The following is a 14,286-nucleotide window of genomic DNA, read 5'->3' on the forward strand; positions in this document are numbered from 1 at the left end:
TTTTTCATTTCTATACGATAACATTAAAAATAGATGATTTTGAAAACTATAGTTTTATCCGTTTTTGTATTGTTCGGTTATATGGGCATGGGACAGGTTGATCTGAACGATTATAAGTATATTATCGTACCGAAACGTTTGGAGGGTTTCAAAAAAGATAATGAACATGGCACAAGCACCTTGGTAAAATTTCTTTTTGACCAAAAAGGATTTTCTCCCATATATGATGATGAATTGCCAGACGAGTTAATTCAAAATAGATGCCTTGGGCTAGTGGCATCCTTGGATAATAGATCCGGTATGTTCTCTACTAAGACGGCCATTAAATTAATGGATTGCAGGGGAGACGTAGTTTTTACGACACGTGAGGGCAAAAGTAGGATCAAGGAGTATAGAGGCTCCTATTCGGAAGCCATAAATGAAGCAATGGCTTCGTTTGATAATATAGATTATAAGTATGAAGCCAAAGAAAAAGAAGGGGAAACCATCACCCTTAATTTTAAGAACGATGTTAAAAAGTTAGAGGAAAAGGCACCTGAAGCTGTACAACAAAAAGCGGAGGATACCATGGCACAGAATAAAATGAAAGAAAGTGAAAGTGAAGAAGCTGTTGTGAAAACTCCTAAAAATACGAATCCGGTCGTAGAACAAAGGGCTACGGAAACTGAACAATATTATAAGGATAACACTCCTGTGGCTTCGGATATTAAAAAAGCAGATGATGACCCAGTGAAAAAGTTGAAGATTGTGAAGCCGGATTCTAACGATATTTGGTATGCCCAAAAACGTGCCAATGGTTTTCAATTAGTGGACAGTTCTCCCAAAATCAGGATGAAACTATTAAAAAGCTCTATGGATAATATTTATATGGCCCAAACGGATAACGCGACGGGTGTGGTGTTCCAAAAAGAAGGAAAATGGGTGTATGAGTATTACAAGGAGGATAAATTGATACAAGAAGAGTTGAACATCAAGTTCTAAAAATCATATTTCTCTTTCCATCTGTTTTTCAAAAACGTTTTAAGGGCATTTTCCCTTTGATTGTTTCCTGGAACGTAAAATGAAGTTCCGGACAGTTCCTCCGGAAGATACTCGGATGCCACAAAATTATTCGTAAAATCATGGGCATATTGATAATCTTTGCCATACCCCAAATCCTTCATAAGTTTAGTGAGAGCGTTTCTTAAGGGGAGCGGTACGGATAAATCTCCCGTTTCCTTTACTTTTTGTTGTGCCTTGCCAATGGCCATATAGCTGGCATTGCTTTTTGGAGAAGTAGCCAAATAAATAGCGCATTGGCTCAATATGATTCTGGCTTCGGGATAACCAATGGTAGAAACCGATTGAAAAGTGCTATTGGCAATGACAAGAGCCGTTGGATTGGCTAAACCGATATCTTCTGATGCTGCAATAAGCATTCTTCTGGCGATAAACTTTACATCCTCTCCACCTTCGATCATTCTGGCCAACCAATACACTGCGGCATTTGGGTCACTCCCTCGAATGGACTTGATAAATGCCGAGACAATATCATAATGTTGTTCCCCCGTTTTATCATACAACACGGTATTCTTCTGTACTTTATCCAGAACAAGCTGATCGGTGATAATAACTGCATCAGAAGCTTCGGAATTGATGACGAGTTCAAAAATATTCAACAATTTTCTGCCATCGCCGCCAGATAATCTCAATAGTGCTTCGGTTTCTTTAAGAACAATTTTTTTAGATTGAAGCCATTTATCTTTGGAAATAGCACGTTTTAAAAGTGCTTCTAAATCGGACTTGTCAAAGGCATTTAAAATGTACACCTGACATCTTGATAAAAGTGCGGGAATTACTTCAAAACTTGGGTTTTCCGTTGTAGCGCCTATCAAAGTAACCCATCCTTTTTCCACTGCACCCAATAACGAATCTTGTTGTGATTTGCTAAATCTATGTATTTCATCAATAAACAGGATAGGATTTTTTGATGTAAACAGACCACCTGATTGCTTCGCCTTATCAATGACTTCCCTAATGTCCTTTACACCGCTGTTGATGGCACTAAGTACATAAAAGGGGCGTTTGCTCTCTTCGGCAATAATGTTGGCAAGCGTGGTTTTTCCCGTTCCAGGAGGTCCCCAAAGGATTAAGGAAGGAATTATTCCTTTTTTAATTTGGTGTGTCAAAGAGCCTTTTGACCCTACTAAATGGTGTTGGCTTATATAGTCTTCCAGTGTTTTAGGGCGTACCCGTTCGGCCAAAGGTTCGTTCATATGGTAAAAGTAAAATAAACTTGGTTCAAACTCAATTATGAAAGAACAATCGTGTTGCCAAAATATATTAAATGACATTTTGCCCGATTTTCGTATTATGGTGAGCATTTTGATGTATTTCATTTAATTTTAGGCCTATGTCGGATAATCAGCATTTTAAGTTTTCCAATGCCGTTTTATTGGTACCTCTTGTCTTTGTCTTGCTCATATGGAGCGTTTACTGGGCAGAATTATCGGTAGGAACAAACTTCAACAAGTTTGGAATATATCCAAGAACATTGTCGGGGTTGAGGGGCGTTTTTTTTGGTCCGTTCATCCATGGCTCCTTAAAGCATCTGTATAACAATACCATTCCCGTAGCAGTGCTTCTTGCGGCCTTATTTTATTTTTATAGGAGCATAGCCTGGAAGGTAGTTCTGTTTGGTGTGTTGTTTTCTGGATTGATTACTTGGGGGATTGGGAGGTCATCCTATCATATTGGGGCAAGTGGTTTAATATACGTACTGGCCAGTTTCACTTTTTTTAAGGGTGTTTTTACCAAATATTATAGATTGATCGCTTTATCATTAGTAGTGGTGTTCATTTATGGTAGTCTGTTATGGTATATTTTTCCCGTGAAGGATGGTATTTCTTGGGAGGGACATTTGGGAGGGTTTTTAACAGGGTTGTTTCTTGCGATAATATTGAAGGCAAAAGTCCCAAAAACCAAAAAGTTTGAATGGGAAAAAACCGATTTTAATGAGGAGGAAGATCCATTTTTAAAACATTTTGATAAGGATGGTAATTTTATAGAAAATTTGGAAAAAGAAGATACTGATGATATTCAGGTAATTTATAATTATAAGAAAAACAATGAAGATTGAAACGTCTTTTATTTACAATCGCTGGCGTACCGCTTCATAAAGAAAAACGGCACAGGCTACAGAAACGTTCAATGAGCCAATTTCCCCCAGCAGCGGAAGCTTAGCCAGTTCATCAGATGTTTTTAGAATGGAAGGGGAGATACCTCTATCTTCCGAACCCATCACAATAGCAATGGATTCCTTTAGGGAAATATCGTAAACTGAATTATTGGTTTTTTCAGTTGCGGATATCACTTTCACTCCTGAGGATTGTAAATAAAAAATAGCATCTTTCAAATGGTCCACTTTTGCAATGGGAACCTTAAAGGCCGCTCCGGCCGAAGTCTTAATGGTATCCGATGTTACCGGAGCGGCTCCTTTTTTCTGAATAATAATACCGTTGACCCCGGTGCATTCCGCAGTACGTATGATAGCTCCAAAATTCCGCACATCCGATAATTGGTCCAACAATAAAAACAATGCCGGCTTTTCGTTGGTTTCTGCCTTTTCGACTAATTCTTCCAAAGAATGGAAAGAAATAGGGGAAATGTTCGCTACGGCTCCCTGATGATTATTTTTTGTCAACCGGTTTAATTTCTCGGGCGGTACGTAAGAAACAGTAATATCGTTTCTTCTGAGGAGACTTTCCAATTCTTTTATTAAATCTCCCCTAAGTCCTTTCTGGATAAAAACCTTATCTACTTCTTCGTTAGCGTTTACTGCTTCTATGATAGCTCTTATGCCGTAAACTTGATGGTTTTTTTTATCCATTTGGCAAAGATATATTTTAATATGATGCTGGGAACTATTTAGATTTGAAACTATTCTTCTTATTTTTAGAAAACAAAATCAATTCAAAATCATTATTATGAAAAATTATGTTTTAAGTGTTGCCCTGACTGTAATAGGTTGCTTGTACAGTTCGGCCCAGGTGCCGGCAAATTATAATGCCGACAATGAATCCTTTGGAATGCAACCCATGTTGCAATACGCATTTCAACAGCTCAATAGCAAGACGATAAGAGGGCTTGAAGAAACGGATATTATTGGGTCCCGTTATTTGTCGGAGGAATTTAAAAAGACAGCAATATATAGTGGTGATGGGAACCTTGAAGGCTATGCTTTTTCTAGATATGATGGTTATAATGATGAAATACAATTAAAGAAAAATCTAAGTGATGATGATATTTCTGTCCTTTTGAGAAGGGCGGATATTTATTGTATGGTAGGCAATACTGCCATTGTTTTTAAAAAGTATTATGATAAGAGCGGTAAATTACAACGGGGTCATTTATTCAAATTAAGGGAAACGGACAATCTAATATTGTATGAACGTAAAATAAAAAACTTTAAAGAAGGAAAAAGAGCCGCCAATTCTTTGCAAATGAATGTTAAAAGTAGATTTGTAGGAGATTCTGAGCTGTATTTTATGAAGAAAGGAGATGACAAGATTCAATATTTAAAAACTACAAAGAAAGGGGTGATAGGACTTTTTAAGGAGGATACGGATAAAGTTGCAGCTATTAAGCAGCATATTTCGGACAAGAATATTAAAATTAAGGAATCCGATGATATAGTTCGGATCATTAATTACTACGAAACGCTGTAGCTATTCATTCTTAATATATATTGAATTACGATTTTAAACAAGAACCGCCCGTCCAATTTGGACGGGCGGTTCTTGTTTATAACAACTTTAAGAGATTTATATTTACTCGTTATTAGCGGTAAAAATAACGGGCCAATTAGCACCACCTTCTCTAGTTAGTACAACGGTTCCTCTATCCCCTGACGAATTGGCAAAATTAATTGTCATAGCTGCACCGGTAACATTGGTAATGGTGTAATTATATGTTATTTCTGCATCTTCATCATCATCGTCCGGTATAACTATTCCATCTTTTAGATAAACCTCTCCATCCGGTACAAGATTAGTACAATCCCACTCGATTTCAATATCTTCTCCTGTAGCGGCTCCTCTTCCATCATAACAATTCTCAAACTGCCCAAAACTCATATCAGAGGATGTGTAAACTCCAGCGTCATCTGTCTCCGACCAAGTAACCGTTCCCGTTAGAACATCTAGAATACAATCCCCACCTCCGCCAGGAGCTGGTATAATATTAGTTACGACGTAAGCGTGTTCCCCGGCAAGACTTTCCGTTATTGAACATGCAATTACTGGAAAATACTCAAAAGGCGAGGCAAAATAAGAACCACCACTTACGGGTCCGCCTACATCGCTATTGGTGTATGTTTCCCCATTGGTAAGTGTCAATACTAATCTAAATTCGAATCTATCTTTACCTATGACCAAAGACTCGTCTATTCCCGTTGCTGCAATTAGCTCATCCGATGTGTACGATACAGTAGCTTGAGGTAAGCTGCGATCTCCTGGAGAAAAGTCACTTGCGGCTAAAGTCTGTAACAGAACTTCTGTTGTAGACATATCGGCACCATTGTCAGAGTTATCGTCAAAATTAACGAATATCTCAACAGACTCTAAAAGTGCTCCACCTTCTTCATCCTGTTCTTCTAAAACAATTGTATAAGAAGATCCTGGGTCAAAGCTGTCCGTTTCGTCATTGAATACCAAATCATTATCCTCGTCGATTGTTCTGATGACACCTCCTGTACCTACTTGCGCTAGGATTTGGTCTACCACTTTTTCGTCTGTGTCGCATGAGTAGTAAAAGCCTAAAATAAGCCCTAATGCTACAATTTTACTTATATATTTTTTCATAACTTTTATGAATTTTATAATTTATTTTAGTTAGCAACTGGAAAATTAGATGCTGGATTAGTATCCCAAAAAACTTGAACGGTTTGATCCGCTTTGGGACTTACCGAGGAATTGTTATTAACAAAATCTCCCGGGTAATTCAAAGAGCGAACAAATGCTCCTGGGTCTGGCTCCAAATTTGGTTGTAACGTAGTTGGAAAACCAGTTCTTCTATAGTAATTATAGCCGTCAATACCGTTACCGAAAAGAGAAACAAAATATTGTTCGGAAACAATGTTCCATTTACCTTCATCATCTGCGGCATCAAAAGCTGAATCAATATTATCTACGAATACGGTAACGTTACCATCTGTCGGAGCAAATGATTGGTCGGCACCTGCATCAACACCATCAAAACTTCTCACTTTTGCAATTGATTTTCCGATGCCTGCAAGTAGGAAAGGTTTTGCAGAAGCTGGACTCGTTAACATAGCTACTTCGGCTCTCATAAAATCTACCCAAGAGGCCAATAATATAGGTGTTATACCTGCACCACCAGCTCCAGAACCAACTGATAAACCTTTAAAACTACTATCGTCGAATTTCCCCCCTGAAGGATATACCCCGTATACTGTTCTCGTAAAACCATCTGGTGGAATACCAGCGTTCTGGCCATGGTCACGACCCCAGTATCCATTGGACAGTGTACAGAATGTAAATCCACCGTCTGTATAATGTGCAGGTACTGGTTCCAACGAACAAGCTAATGTTTCTTCATTAGGCGGAATTTCTTCACCTGGAACAGCATTTACTTGTCTATAAAAATAGTAGCGTATTCTGGGATCTTCTAATTCGCTCATGTAATTCATCAACCAGTTAGGTAAATAATCAACCCCTCCTGATGGAGTATAGTTATCGGCATATCTTGGGTGGCGAACATCCGGTTGTACCGAATTTGTACCCCACTGAAATTGTAAATCTTCAGATGTTTCGTCTATAAAATTACCGGAAGTTACAATAGCATTAAAACTATCGATAGCCCCTGGGTCTACCAACCTTCGTTGTAAATAAATTTTCATTTTTAGTGTATTGGACGCTTTGATCCAATCATCCCAATCACCATCATAATAAAAATCGTTTGCAGGCTCGGTGGTTACGTCCCTTCCAAAATTAATGATAGCGTCATCCAATAATTGCAAGGCAGCATCGTAAATACTTGCTCCGGAATCTACATTAGGATTTAAAATAGGTGTTTCCGCATCACCTTGAATGGCTTCAGAATAAGGCACGTCACCAAAGAAATCTACCAAAGTCACCATTGTATAGGCTTCAATAAATTGGCCTATAGCAGTATGATGGTATAATTCAGCTTGTTCTGCCTCGGGAGCCATTGCCCTGATATCCGCTAAAATTCCGTTTACTTCCAAACCACTGGCCAGTACTTCACCATTATCACCTTGATATGCAATGTTCCATTCTAGATTTAGTAGGGAAGGAGCATAATTGGCAATGTTTTGGTAGTTACGGCCATTCATATAGCTTATTCTAACTAAATCGCCCCCATTCCAGCTCATAAGTTCGGTAAATGTTGCAAAATCTACCTGTATGGAGTTCAAGAATAAATCTGGACTTGACTGATCAGGTCTAAGTTCATTTGGATTTTCCGTAAGGTCTAATTCTATTGTCTCACAAGAGTTCATGAAAACTACTCCCGCTAACAAAACCAAACCTAAATATTTATGTATGTTTTTCATTGTTATATTTTTTATTTAACCGTTGTTTCTATTAAAAGGTAGCTTTAATACTAAACCCATATCTTCTACCGCTAGGACCTGATAAATAATCAAATCCTCTACCGTTACCAACTCCAAGTCCTGCTTGGTTAGGATCAAAATTCGTTCCTTCCGGTACGTTCAAGGCCTTGAAATATAGGTTTTGACCAGAAAGTGTGAATGAAAGTGATCCAAATGGGGTTCTGTCCAAGAATTTAGAAGGCAATGAATACCCTAATGACACTTCCTGTAAACGAATCACAGTACCGTCATATACTCCTAACTCGTCTGGACCGAACAATACATTGTTAAAATAAAAAGTAGAATTGTTTATTTGTTTTGTATTTGTACTTCCGTCCGATTCCTGAACTCCTGGAAGGATAAAAGTATTGATACGATCAACGGTATCCGTAGTTAAACCTCTACCTAACAAAGTAGATACGGTTCTGGAATAAATATCTCCTCCTTGAGTATAATTTAATAGGAAAGAAAAGTTGAAATTCTTGAAAGAAAAACTGTTGTTCACGTTTAGTATCCAATCTGGATTCGGGTCACCGATTACAAACTGTCCTTGTTCTTCAACATAATCCCCGGCACTATCTACCAAGAACTCTCCAGCATCGTTTGTGGCTATTTTACTTCCAACGATTACACCTAATTGTTCTCCTTCAATCGCAGCGTTCCCTAAGTTTCCATTGGCACCTGCAAATACAATGAGATCGGTGTCTTGACCAAGGTCTACAACTTCGGAGTTGTTTGTTGTGAAATTTCCGTTTACTGACCAATTAACTGCTCCATCTTCTTCACCCTTTATTAAGTCTATTCCTAAGTCTATCTCCAAACCGTCGCCTTCAATTTTACCAACGTTTGTCTGTTGGGCCGTAAAACCAGTGGAGGGATCCAAAGGTCTGTCAACAATGAGATCAGTAGTTGTCCTTCTGTAATAAGAAGCGTCCAACGTAACTATATTATTGAATAATCTAGACTCAATACCAATCTCAAATTCTGATAGCAATTCTGGTTGTAATCCAGGATTTCCTAAACGATTGCCCACAGAATTGGTAACGGTAGTTATTCCTTCATCTTGAAAAAACTGAGTATTGATATTTAGAACCGATACCGTAGGGAAACCCGTTGGGAAGTTGGCAGAAGTACCATAACCTGCTCTAAATTTCAAATAATTTAAGCCATTTTGACTTTTAATACCTTGTATAGCTGTGGTAGGAATAAAAGAAAGACTCGCACTGGGATAGAATGCAGATCTGTTCGCAGTGGCCAAATTTGAGACCCAGTCGTTTCTTGCGGCCAAAGTTACATATACCCATCTATCATAATCAAAATCTGCTTGTCCAAAAACACCGGCAATATTTCGCTCCTGAAAAAATTGTATTTCATTTTGATTGGCAAAATTAACATGCCTCAAAACATTGAATACTTGTTGTCCATTACTGGCGACACCATTTCTATCAAAAACCTCTCTCCTTGATGTGGCTCCCGCGTTAAATGTCATCCCTACTTTTTCTGATAGATCATAGTCACCATTTAAAATGATATCATGATTTTGGATGGTATTTGTATTGTTCCAAGTTTGATATATACCACTGATCAATGCAGCGTCCGATTGCCCGCGACCTCCTTTATTTTGAAAGTTGGTATTATTTTCACTGAAAACATCCAATCCAAAACGATATAATAGATTAAGATTGTCATTGATGTTATAGGTTAAAGAAGCTTGACCAAATACCCTATTTGTATTTTGATTGAACCCAGCGTTGTTCACGGTCCAAAGTGGGTGTTGTATACTGTTGTTCTGACGATAGTATACACTAGACCCGTCAATTGGATTTTGGAAAGGTAGATTAATAAGGTCAACACTACGTGGTGTAAAGAAAAGTTCACCAAAAATAGATGAGCCAGTACCGAAAGCACCGTTACCAACACTAGCAGCTACAGGAGGCGTTTTGAAATTGGTGTTCGAAAAATTTAAAGTTCCCGCTACCGTAAATTTGTTCGATAGAATAGCACGTCCACCAACACCAAGCGTGTAACGTTTTAAATTATTTCCAGGAGTAAAACCCTTGTCATCTAAATGGCCAAAATTTGCATTGTAAGAAACTTTACCATCCTCTGACGACCCTCTGAAATTTACTGAGTTTGAGGTTACCGCTCCTGTTCTGAAAAAGTTTTCTACACTATCATACGGTCTCCATTCATAACGCTGTCCAGCAAACTCTGGAAACGCAGCCGGTATTCCCGTAGCGCTTGAAGCAGTAGAATATGGGTGGGCCAAAGTTCCATTTTCATCGAAACCTACATTGGGTCTGGAATCAATTCCATTTCCCCAACCAGCAACACCATTTCTGTTAAAACCTGGCCCCCAGTTACTGAAGAACCATCCAAATGCCTGATCGAATCCATTACCAAATTCGTCTTGGTAATCTGGAAGAGATGCAATTTCATTAAAGAAAAGAGAAGAAGTAACGGTTATTTCGTTCTTTTTTGGAGCTCCTGCCGAAGAACCATTTTTTGTCGTTATTAAAATAACACCGTTACGCCCTTGGGTACCATAAAGTGTGGCAGCGGCCAAACCTTTAAGTACATTAACACTTTCTATGTTGTTTGGATCTAAATCTAAAAATCTACTGGAACCTGAGTTACCGTTTAAAAAATCATCTTCCGCATTACCTGTTGCGGCACCCGATGAATTGGTTTCACTTGAAAATGGAACACCATCTACAATAAATAAAGGTTGGTTACTACCGCTAAAAGAACTGAAACCCCTTATAATGATATTTGTTCCAGATCCGGATAAACCACTCTGTTGCGTAATATTAAGTCCAGAGGCCTTACCGGTAAGAACACGGCCAACGTCTCCCTCAGCTCTTTGTTCCAGCTCTTCACTACCTACTTCGGAAACCGCATAACCTAAAGCTTGCTTCTCCCTTTTGATACCTTGGGCCGTAACAATTACTTCTTCTAGGGCTTGTGCATCTTCGGTCATTTGTACGTTTACCGTGTTGCCGGCCCCGACCACTTGTCTAACGGCTTTTTGACCTATGTAGGTAAATAAAAGTGTTTGCCCCTGTGAGGCAGCGATGGAATAATTTCCATCAAAATCAGTTTGGGTACCATTGGTTGTTCCTTCAACTACAATGTTTACCCCAGGAAGCGGTAGCCCGTCCTGGTCAGTAACCGTACCGGATACTGTTTTTTCTTGTGCAAAAGAAATATGCACAATCAACGCCATTAAAAGCGTTAACAATCCATTCAGTTTTGTTCTCATCTTTAAATTTTATTTGAATTAGCTATCGCCAAAAATCACAATAATGTGTTAATAATCCAAACGAATTTTAATAAAACTTTAAGAAGCCATCATTTTATAGGGAGTTACAGATTAAACAGGAGGGGGATTGTATAGTGAATAATATAACAGGTCCAATTTTGCGAATTTGATATTTTCCTAGGTAAACTCAACTCATTTTTTGATGTAATTTGATTGGTGTCTGACAAAGATTTATTATGGATGCCAATGATTAGAAATGGCAGTGATTTTACACTATTTATTGGGCCGATGAAAAAACTTTAAAAATAATTTGAGCTGGGTTTGAATTATTATGAATAATTACTACATTTGCCGACCCTTAAACAGAGGGTAATTTATATACATTAAATTATAGTATGCCAACAATTTCACAATTAGTACGAATAGGAAGGTCCACGATTACTAAGAAGAGTAAATCGGCTGCTTTGGATTCGTGTCCTCAAAGAAGAGGGGTTTGTACGCGTGTTTATACTACTACGCCAAAGAAACCAAATTCTGCAATGCGCAAAGTTGCAAGGGTTAGGTTGACCAATGGTAAGGAAGTGAACGCTTACATCCCTGGTGAAGGACATAATTTGCAAGAGCACTCGATAGTATTAGTAAGGGGCGGAAGGGTAAAAGATTTGCCAGGAGTTAGGTATCACATCGTTCGTGGAGCATTGGACACCGCTGGGGTGGCCGGTAGAACACAACGTAGATCTAAATACGGTGCAAAAAGACCTAAGAAGTAATAACACTTTTTAAAGAGAAGCAATGAGAAAAAGACAGGCAAAGAAAAGACCACTTTTACCGGACCCAAGGTTTAGTGACCAGTTAGTGACAAGATTCGTTAACATGATGATGTGGGACGGTAAGAAATCAGTAGCGTTTAGCGTATTCTATGATGCTATCGATATTGTGGAGGCCAAAAAAACTGATGATGAAAAAACTGCTTTAGAGCTTTGGAAAGATGCGCTGAGCAATGTTATGCCACACGTTGAGGTTAGAAGTAGAAGAGTAGGAGGGGCCACATTCCAGATTCCAATGCAGATTAGACCGGACAGAAAAATTTCAACGGCCATGAAGTGGTTAATAAGTTATGCTCGTAAGCGTAATGAGAAAGGAATGTCTCAAAAATTAGCTGCTGAGATTTTAGCAGCCGCCAAGGAAGAAGGTGCAGCCGTGAAGAAAAGGGTTGATACTCACAAAATGGCCGAAGCGAATAAAGCATTTTCCCACTTTAGATTTTAGACAGAAATGGCAAGAGATTTAAAATATACAAGAAATATAGGTATTGCCGCTCATATTGATGCCGGAAAGACAACAACAACAGAGCGTATACTTTTTTATACCGGTGTAAGTCATAAAATTGGGGAAGTTCATGATGGTGCTGCCACTATGGATTGGATGGAGCAAGAGCAAGAAAGGGGTATTACGATTACTTCCGCAGCAACGACTTGCACGTGGCAATTTCCATTGGAAAATGCTAAACCCCTTCCGGAAACGAAAGATTACCATTTTAATATTATCGATACTCCAGGTCACGTTGATTTTACCGTAGAGGTAAATAGATCTTTACGTGTATTGGACGGTTTGGTGTTTTTATTCAGTGCGGTTGATGGTGTTGAGCCCCAATCTGAAACCAACTGGAGATTAGCCGATAACTACAAGGTTCCTAGAATAGGATTCGTTAATAAGATGGACCGTCAAGGTTCTAACTTCCTTAATGTGTGTAAACAGGTTAAGGAGATGTTAGGTTCAAATGCGGTTCCTATCGTATTGCCCATCGGTGAGGAGGCAGACTTTAAGGGAATTGTGGACTTGGCTAAAAATCGTGCTATTGTATGGCATGACGAAGGTTTTGGTTCCACTTTCGATGTGATTGATATTCCAGAAGAGATGAAAGCTGAAGTAAAGGAGTACAGAGCTGCTTTAATCGAGGCTGTTGCGGAATACGATGAGGAATTGATGGAGAAATTCTTTGAGGATGAAAATTCCATTACTGAAGAAGAGGTTCATGCTGCTTTAAGAGCTGCTGTTATGGATAGGGCGATTATTCCAATGATTTGTGGTTCCTCGTTTAAAAATAAAGGTGTTCAGTTTTTGTTGGATGCGGTATGCAGATACCTGCCTTCCCCAACGGACAAAGACGCTATTGTGGGAACTGACCCTAATACAGGTAAAGAGATTTCTAGAAAACCGGATGTTAAGGAGCCATTTTCGGCTTTGGCATTTAAGATTGCTACCGATCCTTTTGTAGGACGTTTGGCATTCTTTAGAACATATTCCGGTCGTTTGGATGCCGGTTCTTATATATTGAACAATCGTTCTGGAAAAAAGGAGCGTATTTCCCGTATCTATCAGATGCATTCCAATAAACAAAATGCTATCGATTATATCGAAGCTGGTGATATTGGTGCCGCTGTAGGATTTAAGGATATTAAGACGGGTGATACCATGTCTTCTGAAAAACATCCAATTGTTTTGGAAAGTATGGACTTTCCTGATCCTGTAATCGGTATTGCCGTAGAGCCTAAAACAAAGGTAGATGTGGATAAGTTGGGGATGGCCTTGGCTAAATTGGCCGAAGAAGATCCTACATTTCAGGTAAAAACGGATGAAGCTTCCGGACAAACGATTATTTCTGGAATGGGCGAGCTCCATTTGGATATCATTGTAGATCGTTTGAGAAGGGAATTTAAGGTTGAGGTTAACCAAGGTGAACCACAAGTTGAGTACAAAGAGGCGCTGACGAAAACAGCTTCACACAGAGAAGTCTACAAAAAACAATCTGGTGGTCGCGGTAAGTTTGGTGATATTGTATTCGAAATGGGACCTGCTGATGAGGATTTCGAAGGAACTGGACTTCAGTTTGTAGATGAAATCAAAGGTGGTCGTATCCCAAAAGAATTTATACCATCCGTTGAGAAAGGATTTACGATGGCTATGCAGAATGGACCTTTGGCAGGATATGAGATGGATACCATGAAGGTTGTTTTAAAAGATGGTTCTTTCCACCCTGTGGATTCAGATGCACTATCTTTTGAATTGGCTGCCAAATTAGGTTACAAATCTGCTGGTAAGGCTGCCGGTGCGGTTATTATGGAGCCAATTATGAAACTTGAAGTCCTTACTCCAGAAGAGAATATGGGAGATATTGTTGGTGATTTGAACCGTAGAAGGGGTACTATTAGCGATATGAGTGATAGAGCTGGTGCCAAGGTTGTTAAGGGAACAGTTCCACTATCTGAAATGTTTGGATATGTAACATCCTTGAGAACACTTTCTTCCGGTAGAGCAACCTCCACTATGGAATTTTCACATTATGCCGAAACACCTTCAAATATATCTGAGGATGTAATTAAGGCGGCTAAAGGTATAACAGCATAAATTT

Annotated in this window: 11 protein-coding genes; 6 read left to right on the forward strand and 5 right to left on the reverse strand. The window is 38.9% G+C overall.

The window, feature by feature from the left end; genetic code table 11:
- Positions 1–39: 39 nt before the first annotated feature.
- Positions 40–981, forward strand: coding sequence for a hypothetical protein (locus ACKWBX_RS04450; RefSeq protein ID WP_413967448.1), 942 nt, complete (start codon positions 40–42; stop codon positions 979–981).
- On the opposite strand, the gene ACKWBX_RS04455 is transcribed toward ACKWBX_RS04450, so the two are convergent.
- Positions 978–2,255 carry a replication-associated recombination protein A gene (locus tag ACKWBX_RS04455; RefSeq protein ID WP_413967449.1) on the reverse strand — a complete coding sequence of 426 codons (1,278 nt, stop codon included), beginning with the start codon at positions 2,253–2,255 and terminating at the stop codon, positions 978–980. The two genes, ACKWBX_RS04450 and ACKWBX_RS04455, sit on opposite strands and share 4 nt — an antisense overlap.
- A gap of 137 nt (positions 2,256–2,392) precedes the next feature.
- Here ACKWBX_RS04455 and ACKWBX_RS04460 point away from each other — a divergent pair, with 137 nt between their 5' ends.
- Positions 2,393–3,118: a rhomboid family intramembrane serine protease gene (locus ACKWBX_RS04460; RefSeq protein ID WP_413967450.1), complete on the forward strand. Its 726-nt coding sequence runs from the start codon at positions 2,393–2,395 to the stop codon at positions 3,116–3,118.
- Between the two features lie 12 nt (positions 3,119–3,130).
- Here ACKWBX_RS04460 and rlmB read toward each other — a convergent pair whose 3' ends face one another.
- A complete protein-coding gene (rlmB, locus tag ACKWBX_RS04465) occupies positions 3,131–3,868 on the reverse strand; it encodes a 23S rRNA (guanosine(2251)-2'-O)-methyltransferase RlmB (protein ID WP_413967451.1) in 738 nt (245 codons plus the stop codon).
- Between the two features lie 97 nt (positions 3,869–3,965).
- Here rlmB and ACKWBX_RS04470 point away from each other — a divergent pair, with 97 nt between their 5' ends.
- Complete coding sequence (locus tag ACKWBX_RS04470) at positions 3,966–4,706, forward strand: hypothetical protein (RefSeq protein WP_413967452.1); 741 nt, start codon at positions 3,966–3,968, stop codon at positions 4,704–4,706.
- A 102-nt stretch (positions 4,707–4,808) separates the two neighbouring features.
- Here the strand turns inward: ACKWBX_RS04470 and ACKWBX_RS04475 are convergent, their stop codons facing one another.
- Genes ACKWBX_RS04475 through ACKWBX_RS04485 form a run of 3 tightly spaced genes read right to left on the reverse strand, consistent with a single transcriptional unit; the run spans position 4,809 to position 10,874 of the window.
- A complete protein-coding gene (locus ACKWBX_RS04475) occupies positions 4,809–5,840 on the reverse strand; it encodes a hypothetical protein (RefSeq protein ID WP_413967453.1) in 1,032 nt (343 codons plus the stop codon).
- A gap of 26 nt (positions 5,841–5,866) precedes the next feature.
- Positions 5,867–7,573, reverse strand: a complete 1,707-nt coding sequence (locus tag ACKWBX_RS04480; protein ID WP_413967454.1) for a SusD/RagB family nutrient-binding outer membrane lipoprotein — start codon at positions 7,571–7,573, stop codon at positions 5,867–5,869.
- Between the two features lie 31 nt (positions 7,574–7,604).
- Entirely contained in the window at positions 7,605–10,874 is a 3,270-nt protein-coding gene (locus ACKWBX_RS04485) for a SusC/RagA family TonB-linked outer membrane protein (protein ID WP_413967455.1), read from the reverse strand.
- A gap of 395 nt (positions 10,875–11,269) precedes the next feature.
- On the opposite strand from ACKWBX_RS04485, the gene rpsL reads away from it, so the two are divergent.
- Genes rpsL through fusA form a run of 3 tightly spaced genes read left to right on the forward strand, consistent with a single transcriptional unit; the run spans position 11,270 to position 14,282 of the window.
- Positions 11,270–11,644, forward strand: a complete 375-nt coding sequence (gene rpsL / locus ACKWBX_RS04490) for a 30S ribosomal protein S12 (protein ID WP_413967456.1) — start codon at positions 11,270–11,272, stop codon at positions 11,642–11,644.
- 22 nt (positions 11,645–11,666) lie between these two features.
- Positions 11,667–12,143, forward strand: a complete 477-nt coding sequence (rpsG, locus tag ACKWBX_RS04495; RefSeq protein ID WP_413967457.1) for a 30S ribosomal protein S7 — start codon at positions 11,667–11,669, stop codon at positions 12,141–12,143.
- A 6-nt stretch (positions 12,144–12,149) separates the two neighbouring features.
- On the forward strand, positions 12,150–14,282 hold the full coding sequence (fusA, locus tag ACKWBX_RS04500) for an elongation factor G (protein ID WP_413967458.1): 2,133 nt from the start codon (positions 12,150–12,152) through the stop codon (positions 14,280–14,282).
- Positions 14,283–14,286 lie beyond the last annotated feature (4 nt).

Origin of the sequence: Maribacter algae, from assembly GCF_047345745.1 — a bacterium.
Classification (GTDB): domain Bacteria; phylum Bacteroidota; class Bacteroidia; order Flavobacteriales; family Flavobacteriaceae; genus Maribacter.

What these genes read in the sequence shown, in the direction of transcription:
- ACKWBX_RS04480 (WP_413967454.1), bottom strand. Translation starts at nt 7,573, where the DNA reads ATGAAAAACATACATAAATATTTAGGTTTGGTTTTGTTAGCGGGAGTA.
- ACKWBX_RS04455 (WP_413967449.1), bottom strand. Translation starts at nt 2,255, where the DNA reads ATGAACGAACCTTTGGCCGAACGGGTACGCCCTAAAACACTGGAAGAC.
- ACKWBX_RS04470 (WP_413967452.1), top strand. Translation starts at nt 3,966, where the DNA reads ATGAAAAATTATGTTTTAAGTGTTGCCCTGACTGTAATAGGTTGCTTG.
- rpsG (WP_413967457.1), top strand. Translation starts at nt 11,667, where the DNA reads ATGAGAAAAAGACAGGCAAAGAAAAGACCACTTTTACCGGACCCAAGG.
- rlmB (WP_413967451.1), bottom strand. Translation starts at nt 3,868, where the DNA reads ATGGATAAAAAAAACCATCAAGTTTACGGCATAAGAGCTATCATAGAA.
- ACKWBX_RS04460 (WP_413967450.1), top strand. Translation starts at nt 2,393, where the DNA reads ATGTCGGATAATCAGCATTTTAAGTTTTCCAATGCCGTTTTATTGGTA.
- ACKWBX_RS04475 (WP_413967453.1), bottom strand. Translation starts at nt 5,840, where the DNA reads ATGAAAAAATATATAAGTAAAATTGTAGCATTAGGGCTTATTTTAGGC.
- rpsL (WP_413967456.1), top strand. Translation starts at nt 11,270, where the DNA reads ATGCCAACAATTTCACAATTAGTACGAATAGGAAGGTCCACGATTACT.
- fusA (WP_413967458.1), top strand. Translation starts at nt 12,150, where the DNA reads ATGGCAAGAGATTTAAAATATACAAGAAATATAGGTATTGCCGCTCAT.
- ACKWBX_RS04485 (WP_413967455.1), bottom strand. Translation starts at nt 10,874, where the DNA reads ATGAGAACAAAACTGAATGGATTGTTAACGCTTTTAATGGCGTTGATT.